The 16,779-nt window shown below is 61.7% G+C and carries 14 protein-coding genes and 1 pseudogene; 8 read left to right on the top strand and 7 right to left on the bottom strand.

Translation table 11 applies throughout. The features are described from left to right. Positions 1-38: 38 nt before the first annotated feature. Positions 39-218, top strand: a pseudogene (locus AC1RTB_RS10230) (PilZ domain-containing protein); the annotation flags it as partial. 42 nt (positions 219-260) lie between these two features. On the opposite strand, the gene AC1RTB_RS10225 reads toward AC1RTB_RS10230, so the two are convergent. From AC1RTB_RS10225 to AC1RTB_RS10210, 4 genes are all read right to left on the bottom strand, one after another. Further along, on the bottom strand, positions 261-1,541 hold the full coding sequence (locus AC1RTB_RS10225) for a TCR/Tet family MFS transporter (protein ID WP_492877398.1): 1,281 nt from the start codon (positions 1,539-1,541) through the stop codon (positions 261-263). Positions 1,542-1,721: 180 nt separating this feature from the next. Further along, the gene (locus AC1RTB_RS10220; RefSeq protein ID WP_492877400.1) at positions 1,722-2,639 is read right to left on the bottom strand and encodes an aldo/keto reductase; all 918 of its coding nucleotides are present in this window, start codon (positions 2,637-2,639) and stop codon (positions 1,722-1,724) included. Between the two features lie 11 nt (positions 2,640-2,650). Further along, positions 2,651-3,559 carry a KPN_02809 family neutral zinc metallopeptidase gene (gene ypfJ, locus AC1RTB_RS10215; protein ID WP_492877402.1) on the bottom strand — a complete coding sequence of 303 codons (909 nt, stop codon included), beginning with the start codon at positions 3,557-3,559 and terminating at the stop codon, positions 2,651-2,653. 120 nt (positions 3,560-3,679) lie between these two features. Then, the gene (locus AC1RTB_RS10210) at positions 3,680-3,868 is read right to left on the bottom strand and encodes a hypothetical protein (protein WP_492877404.1); all 189 of its coding nucleotides are present in this window, start codon (positions 3,866-3,868) and stop codon (positions 3,680-3,682) included. 237 nt (positions 3,869-4,105) lie between these two features. Between AC1RTB_RS10210 and AC1RTB_RS10205 the strand changes: the two genes are divergently transcribed. Then, positions 4,106-5,452 (top strand): Nramp family divalent metal transporter, encoded by a 1,347-nt coding sequence (locus tag AC1RTB_RS10205; protein ID WP_492877406.1) that lies wholly within the window; start codon positions 4,106-4,108, stop codon positions 5,450-5,452. Between the two features lie 32 nt (positions 5,453-5,484). On the opposite strand, the gene AC1RTB_RS10200 is transcribed toward AC1RTB_RS10205, so the two are convergent. Continuing rightward, a complete protein-coding gene (locus tag AC1RTB_RS10200) occupies positions 5,485-6,663 on the bottom strand; it encodes an MFS transporter (RefSeq protein ID WP_492877408.1) in 1,179 nt (392 codons plus the stop codon). A gap of 145 nt (positions 6,664-6,808) precedes the next feature. Here AC1RTB_RS10200 and AC1RTB_RS10195 point away from each other — a divergent pair, with 145 nt between their 5' ends. Together AC1RTB_RS10195 and AC1RTB_RS10190 are read left to right on the top strand one after the other, a co-directional pair. Beyond that, a complete protein-coding gene (locus tag AC1RTB_RS10195) occupies positions 6,809-7,150 on the top strand; it encodes an ArsR/SmtB family transcription factor (protein ID WP_492877410.1) in 342 nt (113 codons plus the stop codon). 39 nt (positions 7,151-7,189) lie between these two features. Further along, entirely contained in the window at positions 7,190-7,945 is a 756-nt protein-coding gene (locus tag AC1RTB_RS10190; protein WP_492877412.1) for a metallophosphoesterase family protein, read from the top strand. Positions 7,946-7,981: 36 nt separating this feature from the next. On the opposite strand, the gene AC1RTB_RS10185 is transcribed toward AC1RTB_RS10190, so the two are convergent. After that, positions 7,982-8,575 (bottom strand): TetR/AcrR family transcriptional regulator, encoded by a 594-nt coding sequence (locus tag AC1RTB_RS10185; RefSeq protein ID WP_492877414.1) that lies wholly within the window; start codon positions 8,573-8,575, stop codon positions 7,982-7,984. Positions 8,576-8,903: 328 nt separating this feature from the next. Between AC1RTB_RS10185 and AC1RTB_RS10180 the strand changes: the two genes are divergently transcribed. From AC1RTB_RS10180 to AC1RTB_RS10165, 4 genes are all read left to right on the top strand, one after another. After that, a complete protein-coding gene (locus tag AC1RTB_RS10180) occupies positions 8,904-9,905 on the top strand; it encodes a saccharopine dehydrogenase family protein (protein ID WP_492877416.1) in 1,002 nt (333 codons plus the stop codon). 228 nt (positions 9,906-10,133) lie between these two features. Then, the gene (gene carB, locus AC1RTB_RS10175) at positions 10,134-13,628 is read left to right on the top strand and encodes a carbamoyl-phosphate synthase large subunit (RefSeq protein ID WP_492877418.1); all 3,495 of its coding nucleotides are present in this window, start codon (positions 10,134-10,136) and stop codon (positions 13,626-13,628) included. A 297-nt stretch (positions 13,629-13,925) separates the two neighbouring features. Then, positions 13,926-14,300, top strand: coding sequence for a hypothetical protein (locus tag AC1RTB_RS10170; protein ID WP_492877420.1), 375 nt, complete (start codon positions 13,926-13,928; stop codon positions 14,298-14,300). Positions 14,301-14,352: 52 nt separating this feature from the next. Beyond that, the gene (locus AC1RTB_RS10165; protein ID WP_492877422.1) at positions 14,353-14,724 is read left to right on the top strand and encodes an endonuclease domain-containing protein; all 372 of its coding nucleotides are present in this window, start codon (positions 14,353-14,355) and stop codon (positions 14,722-14,724) included. A 429-nt stretch (positions 14,725-15,153) separates the two neighbouring features. Here the strand turns inward: AC1RTB_RS10165 and AC1RTB_RS10160 are convergent, their stop codons facing one another. After that, complete coding sequence (locus tag AC1RTB_RS10160) at positions 15,154-16,722, bottom strand: HNH endonuclease family protein (RefSeq protein WP_492877424.1); 1,569 nt, start codon at positions 16,720-16,722, stop codon at positions 15,154-15,156. Positions 16,723-16,779: the final 57 nt, after the last annotated feature.

The raw sequence follows: 16,779 nt of genomic DNA, 5'->3' as shown, positions 1-16,779 counted from the left end.
ACGCTGAAAGGCGCCAGCTCTCATTTTACGGCGGCTATTGCTCCTTTGAGGGCATTGTTCGCAATCTGTCCCAAAATGGCGCAAGGCTGGATTTTGGCGACACGACAGGTGTGCCAGCCGAGTTCAACCTGGCGATCGCCGGCGAGGCAGTAAAGCGAACGGCGCGCGTGTGCTGGTACTCGCCGACATCGGTAGGCGTACGTTTTCTCGAACAATAGCGAGCTTAACAATAGCGAGCTTTCCGCCGACGAAGCGCCCAGCTATGCAATTGTCGTTACGGCCTGTTGTCGGCCGGCAGCCGGCCTTTCGACCTTGAGCACGAACACGAGAAGCGACAGCGCGAGGAAAACGCCGCCCACGGCGAAGGGTGCGCCGGCGAACGTCACCGGCGCGTTCGGCCCGGTGAACCAGGCGAAGATGCCGGTATAAAGCAGCGGCGCGATGATGCTGGTGATCGAAAACAGGCTGGTCATCGCACCTTGCAATTCGCCTTGCGCCGAAGGCGGCACCTTGGCCGCGGCAAGGCTTCTGAGCGGCGGGTCGGCGAGCGCTTCAAGGCAACTCGCGACCATCACCGCATAGATCATCCAGCCTTGCCAGGCCGCCGCGTAGCCAAGGGCGGCAATCGTGGTGAAGACCAGACCGATTGCGGCGGTCCGCCATTCGCCTAGCCTGGGAATGATGCGCGGCAGCACCAACGCCATCACCAGCGCACCACCCAAGCCATAGACGCCGAGCGAAAAGCCGATCTGCCGCTCGCTCCAGCCGTAACGCTCGCTGCCGACAAAGGCCCAGACGGCCGGGTACATCATGTGCCCGAGCGCCATCAGGAAAAACACCAGCCCGATCCAGCCGATGCCCTTGTAGTTGCGCATCTGCTTCAGCGCGCCGAGCGGATTGGCACGCTTCAACTCGAACCTGCGCCGGTTTTCCCGGGTCAGCGTCTCCGGCAGGAAGAAGAAGGCGACGACGAAATTGAGGAAGGCAAGGCCGGCGGCAAAGAAGAACGGCACACGCGGCCCGAACTCCCCCAACAGCCCGCCAAGCACCGGCCCGATGACGAAACCGACACCAAAGGCGATGCCGAGCAGGCCGAAATTCCTGGCCCGGTTCTCGTCTGTCGACACGTCGGCGATGAAGGCCGAGGCGGTGGAATAGCTGGCACCACTGATGCCGGCGAGCACCCGCCCGATGAACAGCATCGCATAGGACCAGGCGAACGCGCAGATCAGATTGTCGATGGCAAAGGTCAACACCGAGGCGAGCAGGATCGGCCGGCGGCCGAAACGGTCGCTCAGATTTCCCATCAGCGGCGCAAACAGGAATTGCATCGCGGCATAGACGAAGAACAGCCAGCCGCCCTCGATCGCCGCCTCGCTGAGGCCGACGCCGGTCAGTTCCTGCAGGAAAGCCGGCAGCACCGGCATGATGATGCCGAAGCCGATGATATCGAGCAGCAACGTGACGAAGACGAGTGCTAGACCCCGTCTCGCGGTCTTCTCATCAACCATGTCGACCCCACTCTGCGCGTGATCGCACACCCGAAGATGCGCAATTTCAAGCTGTTACGGCATCTTTTGCGGCCGCGAATGGACGCGGTAGCGCAACATCAAACCGCCGGGGGCAAGCGGAAACATCGCTTATAGGCGCGGAAATCAAAAAGAACAATACAAGAACACGTCAACTTTGATCATGCTGACGAAGGCATGCGGGTCCGAAGGTCAGGCGACCGGGTGCCCTTCGCTTGCCTCGAGAATGGCAAACCATTGCTGGCGGTCGAGCGTGACTTCCAGCGCATTGGCCAGTTGCGCCAGCCGCTCCGGCTTCATCGTGCCGAGCACCGGCACAAGCCGCGCCGGATGCCGCAGCAGCCAGGCGATGGCAATCGTTGCGATGTCATGGACGCCGGTCTCGGCAGCGACAAGCGTCAGCGCCGCGCGCACCTTGTGCTCACGCGTACCGTCGCCGGTAAACAGCGACCCGCCACCGAGCGGCGACCAGATCATCGGCGCGTAGCGCAGCCTTTGCGCGTGGTCGAAACGACCATCGGTCAGCGCCGACGTTTCCAGCACCGAGTGCTCGATCTGGTTGGTGACAAGGGGGAATGGCAGCCGAGAGGCCAATAGGTCAAATTGCGGCGGTGTGAAGTTGGACACGCCGACCGCGCGCACCTTGCCGGCCGTCACCAGCCGCTCGAAGGCCGCCGCCGTTTCGTCGGCGTCCATCAGCGGGTCGGGCCGATGGATCAGCAAAAGGTCGAGATAATCGGTGCCGAGGTTCTTGAGCGAGCGCTCGACGGAAGCCACGATATGGGCGGCACCGGTGTCGTAATGCTGCAGCCGGTTCGCCGGGCGATTGGCCGACTTCAGCATGATGCCGCATTTGCTGACGAGCTCGATGCTGTCGCGCCTGCCCTTGAAGCGGGCAAGCCCAGCACCAAAGGCCTCCTCAACCTCGTAGCCGCCATAGATATCGGCATGGTCGAAGCTGGTCAGGCCAAGATCGATCGCGGTATCGATGAGCCGCGCCACGGCATCAGCGCTCGGTCTTTGACCGTCCAGCAGGCGCCAGGCACCGAACACCAGCCGCGAAAGCGAGGGGCCACCAGCCACAAGTTCAATGCGTCGGGCGGAAACCATTTAGATTAGCCTCAGATCGGGTTGTTGAACGTGTCGCAATCCGACAGCTTGCCGCTCTTGAAGCCGGCGGCAAACCAGCGCTGGCGTTGCGCCGAGGTGCCGTGGTTGAAGCTTTCCGGCACGACGTAACCTTGCATGCGCTTTTGCAGCGTGTCGTCGCCGATCTGCCGGGCGGCATTCAGCGCCTCTTCGATGTCGCCTTGCTCGAGCAGACCCTTCTGATCGGTATAGTAGCCCCAGATGCCGGCGAAGCAGTCAGCCTGAAGCTCGACGCGCACCGACATGGCGTTGGCGTCGGCCTCGCTCATGCCCTGCCGCATCTGGTTGAACTTGGGCAGGATGCCGGTCAGGTTCTGGACGTGGTGGCCGACCTCATGGGCGATGACATAGGCTTCGGCGAAATCACCGGAAGCCCCGAACTGCTTGGACAGCTGGTTGAAGAAGGCCGTGTCGAGATAGACCTTGCGGTCGCCGGGGCAATAAAACGGGCCCGACGCCGCGGAGGCATAACCGCAAGCCGAATTGACCTGGCCGGAAAACAGCAGCAGCTTTGGTTCCTGGTATTTCAGCCCCTCGGCCTGGAAGATGCCGTTCCAGGTGTCTTCGGTCTCGGCCAGCACCGTGGAGACGAACTGGGTCATCTCATCGTTTGCCGGCCCACCGCCCTGGGTTACCTGGCCGCCGCCGGTGCCTGAGCCACCGCCATCCGAGAGTATCTGCATCGGATCGATGCCGCAGGCACGCAGTGCGAAAAACAGCACCACCAGGATGATGATGCCCGAAAGCCCGCCACCGCCGGTGGAGATGCGCGGCCCCATCGGCAGGCGTCCGCCACCGCCGAGCCCGCCGCCAAGGCCTCCGCCGCCATCGCCGCGGGCATCCTCGACATTGTCACTTTGGCGACGGCCTCTCCAGCGCATAGGCGTATCCTTGATGTTCCATGTCGCGGGGTCGGCTCCGCTCACTGAGACAATTAGACCAACGTCAGTGGCAAGTCACAGGGTTTTTGGTTGTGCCATGCTGTTGTGTTCGCGGCCAGCTCAGCTTTTCTGCTTGGCGCCTGCGCTCTTGCCGTCGGAGCTTTTGGAGCGTTCCTCGAAGCGCTTTTCGCCTTTCTTGAAGTCGTGGCCGGTCTTCGCCTCGACCTTGCGTTCTTGCTTGGCCGCCGCTTGCCTGAGGCCTTTGGCAGCTTCTTTTCCCTTTGTCGTCGGAGCTTGTGTGATGGCCATCGTTCATTCCTCCTGAGCGCCGTCCATTCGGCGCACAGGCAAACGCGATCCGACGGCACTTGTTCCCGGCTTGCGGAAGCTTGGCCACGCAGCGATCGTCACCGCCCGCAACAGCCATTCGCAAAACGCATCCTGGCGCCCTGTGAGCGCCATGCCCACGCAACCGGGGGGCTTGCCAAAACCTTGGCCTCCGGTATTCTTGCAAATGACTTGCAACTGCGACTAGAGGGACGTCCGTTGGACTCTTACACCCGGCCAGCCGAAGATACCGAAGGCTGGCGGACGGCCAGGGGCGAAGGGTCGCTTTCGGAAGTCCATCGATCGATCCCCGTCAGCGCCAGCGGCACAAGCTGGCGCAGGGCCGCCGCCTTCGTCGGGCCAGGTTATCTCGTCGCCGTCGGCTACATGGATCCGGGCAACTGGGCGACATCCATCGCCGGTGGCTCGCGCTTCGGCTACACGCTGCTGGTCGTGGCGCTGGTCTCCAATATCATGGCGATCGTGCTGCAGTCGCTCTGCGCCCGGCTGGCCATCGCGTCGGGGCGCGATCTGGCGCAGGCCTGCCGCGACGCCTTTCCCCGCCCGGTCGCTTATGTCTTATGGTTCATGGCCGAAACCGCCATCATCGCCACCGACGTCGCCGAAGTCATCGGCACCGCAATTGGCCTCAATTTGATCTTCGGCATCCCCCTTGAGATCGGCGTCGTCATCACCGCGCTCGACGTCTTCCTGATCCTGTACCTGCAGAAGCTCGGCTTTCGCTGGGTCGAAGCCCTGATCATCACCCTGCTCGGGGTCATCGCCGTCTGCTTTGCCATCCAGGTCGCGCTCGCCGACCCGGATTGGGGCGCGGTCATCACCGGCTTCGCGCCGACCACAGAGATCGTCACCAATCCCGAGATGCTCTATCTCGCGCTTGGCATCCTTGGCGCCACCGTGATGCCGCACAATCTCTATCTGCATTCCGGCATCGTCCAGACGCGGGCCTATGGCGACACCTTGGTGGAAAAACGCCAGGCGCTGAAATATGCCACCTGGGATTCGACCATCGCGCTGATGTTCGCCTTGCTGATCAACGCCTCGATCCTGATCCTCGCGGCGGCAGCCTTTTATGGCACCGGCCGAACCGAGGTCGTCGAAATCGGCGAGGCGCATGCGCTGTTGGCGCCGCTTCTCGGCCTCGCCATCGCCCCTACGCTTTTCGGCATCGCGCTACTTTGCTGCGGCATCAATTCGACAGTCACGGCGACCCTCGCCGGACAGATCGTCATGGAGGGTTTCCTCCACATCAAGCTGCCGCCCTGGCTACGCCGCCTGGTCACCCGCGCAATCGCCATCGTTCCCGCGGCCGCGGTCACCATCTGGTACGGCGACAGCGGCACTGCGAAGCTGCTGATCCTGACCCAGGTCGTGCTCAGCCTCCAACTGTCCTTCGCGGTCTTCCCGCTGGTCATCTTCACCGCCAGCAAGGAAAAGATGGGCGCGCTGGTCGCCCCGCGCTGGCTCGTCGCCTTCGCAACGCTGATTGCGCTGGTGATCGCCGCCCTCAACATCAAGCTGCTGGTCGACTTCGTGCTGAATTGAGCGGCGCCTGACGTCCCTGTCCCCGCCTGGGACTACCTTAACGTGCTCGCAGCCAGGCGGATCGACCTGCTGCTCGCCGCAAGCACGGCAAGCGCCACCAGCGGAAAGGCCGCCGCGACAAGGCCGAGATCGGACGGCTTGGCGAATTCCAGCACGCGGCCGCCGATGACAGTGCCTAGCGCGATGCCGAAGTAAAGCGCCGATGCATTGAGCGACAGGGTCAGATGCGCGACCTCGGGGCCGAAGCCGACGATGCGGCTTGCCTGCGCCGGCGGGAACGCCCAGCCGATAATGCCCCACGGCACCATCAGGCCAATCAGCACCGGTCCGGCGACATGGTGCGGCAGAAGCTTGAGCGTCAGTGCAATGGCGATGCAGAAGCCCGACGACATCAACAGCGAGATCACCACCATGCGCGTGGCGCCAATTCGGTCGGCGAGATAGCCGCTCGACAGATTGCCGATGACAGCGCCGACGCCGAAGGCCAAGAGCATGCCCGGAAGTGCGATGGACGGCAGCCCCGCCCCTTCCAGCGCCAGCGGCGCGATATAGGAAATCACGGTGAAGCCGCCGGCGAGATAAAGCAACGTCACCAAAAGCGACGGCAGGATGCCAGGCCGGGCAATGGCGGTGAAGCGCTCGGCGAGCGTCAGCTTGATGCCGCGCGAACCTCGCGGCAGCCGCACCCACAGGATCGCGGCGCAGGAAAGGCCAAGCAGCGCTATGGCAACGAAGGTACCGCGCCAGCCCCACATCGTGGCGATCAGCGAGCCCACAGGCGCGCCAAGCGCCACGGCGAATGTCGTGCCGCCGACGACAACCGCAATCGCTCGCGCCCTGTGCTCAGGCCCCGCCAGCGATACTGCGGTCGCCTGCGCTGTCGCAGCATAAAGCCCCGCCGACATGCCCATCACGATCTGAGCGACCAGGAGCCCTGAAAATGAGCTACTGGTCGCCGCAATGATGTTGCCGAAGACAAAGACCAGCATGGTTGCCGCCAGCACGCGGCGGCGATCGATTTCGCCTGCGAGCGCCGACAAAACCGGCGCGCCGATCGCATAAGACAGCGAAAACGCCATGATGAGGTAACCCGCGAAGGGCACCGAGACATGGGCGTCGCCGGCAATCGCCGGCAAAAGGCTGGAGAACACGAAGCCGACGGTGCTCATGGCAAACGAGCCGACCGCGAGCCAGATAAGGCGCTTGTCCATGACATGATCCTTAGTTCAAAATATATTGAACTATTGAACTTGTCGCTACGTCATGTCAATCTGCGTGATGTCGGCTCCTGCCAGCCAGGTGTCAGCAGCCGCACCGAGCCTTGAACCGCCTCCGCCACGCCGCTAGCTTCGAGCCATGTCCGTACTGCACCCGAACGTCGACCAGATCAGCCTGCCCAACGTGCTTGCCGCGCTTGGCGACCAGACGCGGCTTGCCATCGTCGGCTATCTCGCCCGCAACGACGGCACGCCCATGAACTGCGGGCAGTTCCTCGGGTTCGGCTCCAAGACCAATCTCAGCTACCATCTCGCCAAGCTGCGCGAGGCCGGCATCACCCACACCGAATTGTCGGGAACGAACCGGCTGATCTCGCTGCGCCGCGCCGATCTCGACAGCCGGTTTCCCGGCCTGCTCGACTCGATCATCGCCACAGCGCAGCATATGCCGGCGCCCGAACGCCTGAAGCAAGAAGACTAGACGGGCCCTGGCACCCATTTCGCCGGAGGGAAAACTCAGATGCGCATCGCCGTCATCGCCGATATCCACGGCAACATCCTGGCTCTCAAGGCTGTGCTCGCCGACCTCGCCCGGCGCGGCGGCGCCGATCTGGTCGTCAATCTGGGCGATCTTGTCTCCGGCCCGCTATGGCCTGGCGAAACCGCTGAGCGGCTGCAAGCGCTCGGCTGGCCGACAGTGCGTGGCAATCACGACCGCCGCGTCGCCACCGATCCGCTAGACGAAATGGGTCCGTCCGACCGTTTCGCCTACGACCGCCTCACGCCCGCACAGCGCGACTGGCTGGAGGCTCTGCCATTGACGCTGGAGATCGCGCCCACCGTCTTCGCCTTCCATGCAAGGCCGAACCACGACGAACGCTACCTCTCCGAGGTCATCAGCGAAGACCAGATCGTCCGCGCAGCCTTGCCGGTCATCGAAAACCGTCTCAGGCAGACAGACGCCAAATACCGGCTTGTGCTTTCGGGCCACAGCCACCGCCCCGATATCATACGGCTTTCCGACGGGCGCATCCTGTTCAATCCGGGCAGCGTCGGCGATCCAGCCTACCGTGACGACAATTCACCTGCCCACGTGTCGGAACAAGGCTCGCCGATGGCACGCTACGGCATCGTCGAACTCGATGGTGTGGGCGATGTCTTGGGCGTCGATGCGCTCGCGGTCGCTTACGACCACGAGGCCGCCGCCCGCCGCGCCGAAGAGAGCGGCCGCCCGGAATGGGCACATGCATTGCGCACCGGCTTCATGCCGGACTGAGTTTGGATCATCCAAACCGAGCGCGCGCCTACGCCATCAGCGCCGAAACCGGTCGAGCGTCGCGGTGAATATCTGCGCCAGTGCCGCAACCGCGTCGTCATGCGAAATCCGCCCGGCGGCGGCATCCTGCGACACCGCCTCGGCAGCCCCCAAAAGGCCTGACAGGATCGCGCCGCTCAGCGGCTCGGGCAGGTCAACAAATCGCGAAAACGCCTCGCGGTATTCAGCGAGATAACCGTCGCGCAGTGACTGCCTGAAACCTTCCATCTCTTCGGTGCCCGAAAGTGCCGCGTAAACCGCCCCGACCTCGGGGCCGACCGAACCGGCGCAATTCACATAGGCTTCGCTCAAGATCGAGGCGACGTCGCCCAGCGTCTTGCCGGCAGTGGCCAGCGCCTGGCGCTGCGCCTCCAGCTGCAGATCGTTGTAGGCGGAAAACAGCGCCATCAGCAGCCCCGCCCTGGTGCCGAAATGCTCATAGGCGATCGGCTTGCTGACACCGGCGCGTTCGGCAACACGTCCAAGAGTCAGCGCGTCCGTGCCTTCCTCGCGCACGATCTCCTGTGCAGTTTCCAGCAATTGCACACGCCGTTCGGCCTTCGGCAGTTTTTTCGTCGCGGCTGCACTCATGGGATTCATGGCTCCAATTTTTTTACGAGCTCACTTGAATGCGGCTCTTGCCAACACATATTACCAACAGTAACTTATATAAAGTAACTTACTCGTATTAACCACCAATGCATATAGGAGCGATTTATGACCATTGCAGCCCGTGAAATCCATCTGAAAAGCCGCCCCGCAGGTTTGCCCGGCAACGTCTTCTTCCAACGCATCATCGGCAAGATGCTGGTCAAGCTCGCCTGATCCCAGGCGCCTCCGACACTCGCCGCCTCCAACACCCCTTCCAATCCAAACATCATGCGCCGCCCTTGCGCGGCCACAGAGGAGTTATGCCCAAATGACAACGCAAAAGCCCGTCCTCATCATCGGCGGTTCCGGTTTCGTAGGGGCGCTTGCCGCCCGCACGCTACGCAAGCTGCACCCAGCACTGCCCATCGCCATCGGCGGACGCAATCTCGACAAGGCAAATGCCGTCGCCAAGGAGATCGGCAACGCCGAAGCCGTCATCATCGACCTCGACCGCAAGGACCTCGGCGTGCCTGCGAACGAAGGCTTCAGCGCGATTGCCATGTTCGTTTATGACAACACGCTCAACGCCTTGCACTACGCCCAGACCAACGCGGTGCCTTATCTCAGCCTCTCGACCGGCATTCATGAGATCGGGCCGGAGATCGCAATTTATGCCCACAAGGCGACCGCGCCGTTCCTGATGGGCAGCAGCTGGCTCGGCGGCGCCGCAAGCCTTGCCATCGTGCATTTCGCCAAGCAATTCGAGACGGTGGAGTCGATCGAGATCGCGGCCCTGCTCGACGAGCAGGACATGGGCGGCCCCGCCGCCGAGGCCGATTTCAACCGCCTCACCATGGTGCCGAACACATTGGTCATCGACGATGGCAAATGGCACTGGACCGCCACCGGCGAGCAAGGCCGCACGGTGACAAGCGTCGACGGCAGGCAGGTTCCCGGCATGACCTATTCGCCCTTCGACGTCTTCAGCCTGCCGGTCACGACAGGCGCCAAGACGGTGCGGTTTGATTTCGCGCTCGGCGAAACCGCAAGCCGCCATCGCGGCGAGCATTTCTCCACCGAGATCACCATCGCCATCTCGGGCAAGAGGAAGGACGGCACCGCTGGCCGCAGCCGCTATGAGTTTGTCCATCCCGAGGGCCAGGCGCCGGTCACGGCACTCGCAGTGGCGCTTGCGGTCGAACGCCTGATCGGCCTCGACGGCAAGGCCCCGACAGCGCCCGGCCTCTACTTCGCCGAAATGCTGATCGACGCGGACTATGCGATCGAGCGTTTCAGGGAATTCGGCGCGCGTACCTCGCAAGTCGCGTAAGCCGACTTTGATACGAGGGCAGCCGTGGTAACCCACGGCTGCCCTTTCGTTTGTCCTTCACACGGCCAACCCGCATCCCAGCGCTGGAAAAGCGTTTTTCGGGGTTCCCCACGCCCAATCCTTCCCCTATAAGGCCCGCCTAGCCTGATACTCGAATCTCACTTGCGCACCGGCCCGGGCATTGCCCCGTCCCGGTTCTTCGCGCAGGCCTTTTTACGGACGCACGCCATGCCAAGACGCACCGACATCAAGTCCATCCTGATCATTGGTGCCGGTCCCATTGTCATCGGCCAGGCCTGCGAGTTCGACTACTCCGGCACCCAGGCCTGCAAGGCGCTGAGGGAAGAGGGTTACCGGGTCATCCTGGTCAACTCCAACCCGGCCACCATCATGACCGACCCCGAGCTGGCCGACGCCACCTATATCGAGCCGATCACCCCTGAGGTGGTAGCAAAAATCATCGCCAAGGAGCGCCCCGACGCGCTTTTGCCGACCATGGGCGGCCAGACAGCGCTCAACACCGCCCTTTCGTTGCGCCGCATGGGCGTGCTCGAACGCTACAATGTCGAGATGATCGGTGCCGACGCGCACGCCATCGACAAGGCCGAGGACCGCTCGCTGTTCCGCGAGGCCATGGCCAAGATCGGCCTTGAGACGCCGAAGTCGATGCTGGCGAATGCCTCCGACGTCAAGGACGCCGACCGCAAGAAGCACGAGGCCGAACGCGCCGCCCTCAAGGCGGAAGGCCCCGCCAATCTCGATGCGGCTCTCGATGCGCTTGAAACCCAGTGGAATCTCGGCGAAGGCGACCGCAAGCAGCGCTACATCAATCACGCCATGGCAATCGCCGCCCAGGCGCTCGACCATGTCGGCCTGCCCGCCATCATCCGCCCGTCCTTCACCATGGGCGGCACGGGCGGCGGCATCGCCTACAACCGCACCGAATTCTTCGAGATCATCGGCTCCGGCCTCGATGCCTCCCCCACCACCGAAGTCCTCATCGAGGAGTCGGTGCTCGGCTGGAAGGAATACGAGATGGAGGTCGTCCGCGACAAGGCCGACAACTGCATCATCATCTGCTCGATCGAAAACATCGATCCGATGGGCGTGCACACCGGCGACTCGATCACCGTTGCCCCGGCACTGACGCTCACCGACAAAGAATACCAGATCATGCGCAACGCCTCGATCGCGGTGCTGCGCGAGATCGGCGTCGAGACAGGCGGTTCCAACGTCCAGTTCGCCGTCAACCCGGCGGACGGGCGCCTGGTCGTCATCGAGATGAACCCGCGCGTGTCGCGCTCGTCGGCCCTTGCATCCAAGGCCACCGGCTTCCCGATCGCCAAGATCGCCGCCAAGCTCGCTGTCGGCTACACGCTCGACGAGCTCGAAAACGACATCACCGGCGGTGCCACCCCCGCCTCGTTCGAGCCGTCGATCGACTACGTCGTCACCAAGATCCCGCGCTTTGCCTTCGAAAAATTCCCCGGCGCGTCGACGACGCTGACCACCGCCATGAAGTCGGTCGGCGAAGTCATGGCGATCGGCCGCACCTTCCAGGAATCGCTGCAAAAGGCGCTGCGTGGCCTTGAAACCGGTCTCACCGGCCTCGACGAGATCGAAATCCCCGGCCTTGGCGAGAACGGCGACAATGGCGACGACCGCAACGCCGTGCACGCCGCCCTCGGCACACCGACGCCCGACCGTCTGCGCATGGTGGCGCAGGCGATCCGCATGGGCACCTCGCTCGAAGACGTGCACGCCATGTGCAAGATCGACCCGTGGTTCCTCGAACAGATCGCCGGCATCATTTCGATGGAAGCGCGTGTCCGCGAGCACGGACTGCCGCAGGACGCCGAAAACCTGCGCATGCTGAAGTCGATGGGTTTTTCGGACGCCCGCCTCGCGTCGCTCACGAAGTCCGAGCCGGAAGCCGTTCAAAAGCAGCGCCAAAAGCTTGGCGTGCACCCGGTCTACAAGCGCATCGACACCTGCGCTGCCGAGTTCGCCTCGCCCACAGCCTATATGTATTCGACCTATGAGGTGCCGTTTGCCGGCGCCATGGCCGACGAAGCCAAGGTCTCCAACCGGAAGAAGGTCGTGATCCTCGGCGGCGGTCCCAACCGCATCGGCCAGGGTATCGAATTCGACTATTGCTGCGTCCATGCCGCCTATGCGCTGCGCGAGGCCGGCTACGAATCGATCATGGTCAACTGCAACCCCGAGACCGTGTCGACCGACTACGACACCTCCGACAGGCTCTATTTCGAGTCGCTGACGGCTGAAGACGTGCTTGAAATCCTGCGCGTCGAGCAGGCAGCCGGCACGCTGCACGGCGTCATCGTCCAGTTCGGCGGCCAGACCCCGCTCAAGCTCGCCGAGGCGCTCGAAAAGGCCGGCATCCCGATCCTCGGCACCTCGCCCGACATGATCGACTTGGCCGAAGACCGCGACCGCTTCCAGAAGCTGCTCAAGAAGCTCGACCTGACCCAGCCCAAGAACGGCATCGCCTATTCGGTCGAGCAGGCCCGCACCGTTGCCGGCGAACTCGGCTTCCCGCTGGTCGTGCGCCCGTCCTATGTACTCGGAGGCCGCGCCATGCAGATCATCCATTCCGAAGGCATGCTGCAGACCTATCTGCTCGACACCGTGCCGGGCCTCGTGCCCGAAGACATCAAGCAGAAATACCCCAACGACAAGACCGGCCAGATCAACACCTTGCTCGGCAAGAACCCGCTTTTGTTCGACACCTATCTCTCGGGCGCCATCGAGGTCGACGTCGACTGCCTGTGCGACGGCACCAACACCTTCGTCTCCGGCATCATGGAGCACATCGAGGAAGCCGGCATCCACTCGGGCGACAGCGCCTGCTCGCTGCCGGTGCATTCGCTGTCTTCCGAAATCGTCGACGAACTCGAACGCCAGACCTCGGCCATGGCGCGCGCGCTCAATGTCGGCGGCCTGATGAACGTGCAATACGCCATCAAGGACGGCACCATCTACGTGCTCGAAGTCAACCCGCGCGCCAGCCGCACGGTGCCCTTCGTTGCCAAGACCGTCGGCAGGCCGATCGCCAAGATCGCCGCGCGCATCATGGCCGGCGAAACGCTCGACGATGCCTTCGCCCATTACGGCGCCAAGCCGGACCCGCGCAATCCCGGCCACATCGCGGTCAAGGAAGCGGTGTTCCCGTTTGCCCGCTTCACCGGTGTCGACACGCTGCTTGGGCCGGAAATGAAGTCCACCGGCGAGGTCATGGGCCTCGACCGCGACTTTGCGCTGGCCTTCGCCAAGGCCCAGCTCGGTGCCGGCGTCGACCTGCCGCGTTCGGGCACCTTGTTCGTCTCGGTCCGCGACGAAGACAAGGCCGGCATACTGGGCGCCGTCCAGCGCCTGTCCGGGCTCGGCTTCAAGGTGCTGGCGACCTCGGGTACCGCCCGTTTCCTCGTTGAAAACGGCGTGCCGGCCGAAAAGATCAACAAGGTGCTCGAGGGCCGTCCGCATATCGAAGACGCCATCCGCAACCGCCAGATCCAGATCGTCTTCAACACGACAGATGGCCAAAAGGCAGTGTCGGACTCGAAGTCGATCCGCCGCGCCACCCTGATGCAGAAGGTGCCCTACTACACCACCCTGTCAGGTGCTGCCGCCGTCGCCGAAGCCATCGCCGCGCTCAAAGCCGGCTCGCTCGAAGTGCGTCCGCTGCAGGACTACTTCAAGTAAGGGCTAAAGGCCGCCTTTAGCTTTCTTCTCCCCGTTCTTACGGGGAGAAGATGCCGGCAGGCAGATGAGGGGCAGCGCCTACGCTCGCCGTTGGGTCATCGCAACCGGGCGCGGACGCGCCCTTTTGCCCCCACGCGCACGCCAGCCCAACCGCGTGACCTGCAACAAGCTGCAAAAGCAAATCCTAATATAAGACAGTCTCGTCTTAACGAAACCGCACGTTTTTCTTCGGCCCCACCTTCCCACCCGCATAGATTGCAGATAACTCTTTGCCATCAGGTGGGGAGTACTCAAAAAATGACGCAGAACACATTGCGGCTGGCATTTGCAACGATGCTGGCGGGACTGATCATTGCGGCCGCGCCAGGCGCGGCGATGGCGAAAGACAAGGGCTCGCTGGCCGGCAAGGAAGGCAACAAGCGCTATGCCACGCAGTTCGCCTGGACAAAGGGCCCATGCCAGGACGCCTACAAGGGCTATGTCGCGGCTTCCGGCCACTCGGCCTACGCACAAACGCATCTGGGCGGTGTCGAGGCCTTCTACTGCGCCGACTCCCTCAACGCCCCGTCCCAGGCGGCAGCCGAAAAGCAGGCGCTGGAGCGCTGCAATTCGGTCGGCAAGACATATAAGATGAAGACAACCGGCAAGTGCGCGGTCTACGCCTCGAAGTGAGGCAGCGATAGCGCCCTTTCCCGACTCGCCAAACCTCCGCGAGCCTCACGCAATGCCGCACCAAGCCGTGCTTCCTGCCAAACGCGCCTTCGCCCGGACCATGCGCCGGCAAGCGACGGAGGCCGAAGACAGGCTATGGCAGGAACTGCGCGGTCGCCGGCTCGACGGCATCAAGTTTCGCCGGCAGGTCCCGATCGGCCGCTTCGTCGCCGACTTCCTCTGTTCCGATGCCATGCTGATCGTCGAGATCGACGGCGCCCAGCACGCCGACTCCGCTCGCGACGTCCAGCGCACCGCCGAACTCAACCAGCTCGGCTTCCGCGTCCTCCGCTTCTGGAACGATGACTTACTCCGGGACATGACCGGCGTCTGCGACACCATCATCGCTTATGCCAGGGATACCAGCCTGCAACCTTGGCGCTGAGCATCGCGACCCCTTCTCCCCTTGTGGGAGAAGGTGCCCCGAAGGGGCGGATGAGGGGTGTTGGAAGTTACCCAGCATGGCAAACCGAAGCACCTATACAGCGTTGCACTTCTGAACGCCCAATTCCGTCCAACACCCCTCATCCGTCTCGGCGCTACGCGCCAATCCACCTTCTCCCACAAGGGGAGAAGGGGTCGCCATCAAGCCCGCCGCCCTCGTCAAGCGCATGGTCAGCTATTTCGCCCGCCACGAGGTCGACAAGCCGGGCAAAAATTACGGCAATGAGCAGAATCCGTCAGGAGGCTACATCGCGTGGCTGCTCTGGGGCGGCGACGAAGGGCGAGTATGGGCGGTGGAGCTCAAACAGCCCATCGGCAACGTGCGGGATGATCGAGGGCCAAACAGCCTTCAATGGCCAATGGCCCACACTCAATTCTTCACACCCGTGTTACAGAAGGGATGGACTATTTGGCCGTTGTCAGCTGATCCCAGTCCGCCGTCCTGCTTTCTCACAACGTGATCGAAGGAAGCCGATTTTGTAGGATCAAGGTAACCGTGGCAAATACTACACCGCATCGCGCCTTGAAGTGACTGGCGAATAAAAATCGTCGACTTGGCCTCGTTTGAGAAAGATGCACCTGCAGGATTCTGAGCCACCGCAAGTATCTTTGAGACAGCTCCAGGGGCCACAACCATGATCATTTTTTCATCGTCGATTTTTCTTCCCGCATTGATTTCTTCAATAAGAAACTCGTACAAGGCAGCAACTCTCTCATAACGAACGGCACTTCGTGCCAACTGGAGGGCCTGTGTTATGAGACCTTTATTCTCGACGAGGTAATTTTCCATCGTGCTTCGAGCATCGATAAATTTCTTGAAGAAATTCGGGTCGTTATTCTGAATTTTTCGCCTAAACAAAAGCAATATTCCAATCAAAAGATCTGGAATATGCCGACCTCTTTCAGAATAAAAATAAACAGCGGGGTGCAACCCAAGGCTCGACCCATTGTTACCAGAAGTGCGCTCAACAACCCTAGCACAATCCCGCAACACCTCTACTGTCTTCTCACCTGACGGATCGTCTTCAAACTCAGAAATTTCCTTCCTATTCGAACCCTGCGTTCCATTAGTTACCGAAATCAGATTCATCAACAATTCAAGAGCCCCGATTGGCGACTTTGACCCCCCAAGGGGAAGATCAAGGGTCTTTACTGGGTGATCCACCTCCGGGTTGAACAATGCATGGTGGAGCACCCTAGCATTGACTTCGATCTGGGATCGCGTTTCGGGAGAAAATTTTGACCAGTACTTATGGCCTGTTGCGGCACGCACAATCGATCTCGCTGCAACAGCCACAGACCTGTGACGGTTGCGTAGTAATAGCTCCTCGGATTTATCCAGAGGGGTTCCTTGCGTGTTTATTTTGAAGAAGCTTGATTCCGCCTTCTCAGAATCACCGCTAACCCACTGCAAATCCAATGAACGCATCGCCATATTCCTCGCGCGCCGTACCCGGTCTGCGGTATGGGCATCTTGATTGATCAACGCGTCTTTTATAGCTGAGTATTTTCCAATTTTTTCTTCAATTAGTTTTCTTGTGGCTACGGCAACCTTCTTCTGCGATGAGTTTATCTGCCCGGAAAAATACTTGCTTGAGATTAGACCATCGCCATAATCATCCTCGATCCACGCCCTCAGCGCGCTAAGTCTATGGCCGCCGTCGATGACGAAAACGAAGCTGTCTGACTTCCACAAAATCACAGAAGGGATGAGTTCATTATCTAAGAAACTCTCCAAAAAGCTAAGAACTTGCTTTGGAGTCCAGTGATTAGTTTCTCGTTGGAAATCCGGTTTGCGCAGGAGTGGGACAATCATACCCGACGAGGTCAAATTCTCGATCGAAAGCGTTCGAATTGACTCTGACGTCTCCAATTTTGGACCCTGCACCGCAAAGTCATCGCGCATAATCATCGCATCTAGAACTACCGAATCTGCCAAGATACCCCTCCGAATCTATTATTCAGTTTGTATATTGCACTTGAGAACGTAGGCAAC

The organism is Aminobacter sp. GW821-FHT11F06, from assembly GCF_058808215.1.
The sequence above is the reverse complement of the archived record's forward strand: the minus strand, read 5'-3'. Positions and strand labels throughout refer to the sequence as shown.

Coding starts and splice junctions, on each gene's coding strand:
- AC1RTB_RS10220 (WP_492877400.1), bottom strand. CDS start 2,639: ATGGTTTCCGCCCGACGCATTGAACTTGTGGCTGGTGGCCCCTCGCTT.
- ypfJ (WP_492877402.1), bottom strand. CDS start 3,559: ATGCGCTGGAGAGGCCGTCGCCAAAGTGACAATGTCGAGGATGCCCGC.
- AC1RTB_RS10210 (WP_492877404.1), bottom strand. CDS start 3,868: ATGGCCATCACACAAGCTCCGACGACAAAGGGAAAAGAAGCTGCCAAA.
- AC1RTB_RS10200 (WP_492877408.1), bottom strand. CDS start 6,663: ATGGACAAGCGCCTTATCTGGCTCGCGGTCGGCTCGTTTGCCATGAGC.
- AC1RTB_RS10195 (WP_492877410.1), top strand. CDS start 6,809: ATGTCCGTACTGCACCCGAACGTCGACCAGATCAGCCTGCCCAACGTG.
- AC1RTB_RS10190 (WP_492877412.1), top strand. CDS start 7,190: ATGCGCATCGCCGTCATCGCCGATATCCACGGCAACATCCTGGCTCTC.
- AC1RTB_RS10185 (WP_492877414.1), bottom strand. CDS start 8,575: ATGAGTGCAGCCGCGACGAAAAAACTGCCGAAGGCCGAACGGCGTGTG.
- AC1RTB_RS10180 (WP_492877416.1), top strand. CDS start 8,904: ATGACAACGCAAAAGCCCGTCCTCATCATCGGCGGTTCCGGTTTCGTA.
- carB (WP_492877418.1), top strand. CDS start 10,134: ATGCCAAGACGCACCGACATCAAGTCCATCCTGATCATTGGTGCCGGT.
- AC1RTB_RS10170 (WP_492877420.1), top strand. CDS start 13,926: ATGACGCAGAACACATTGCGGCTGGCATTTGCAACGATGCTGGCGGGA.
- AC1RTB_RS10165 (WP_492877422.1), top strand. CDS start 14,353: ATGCCGCACCAAGCCGTGCTTCCTGCCAAACGCGCCTTCGCCCGGACC.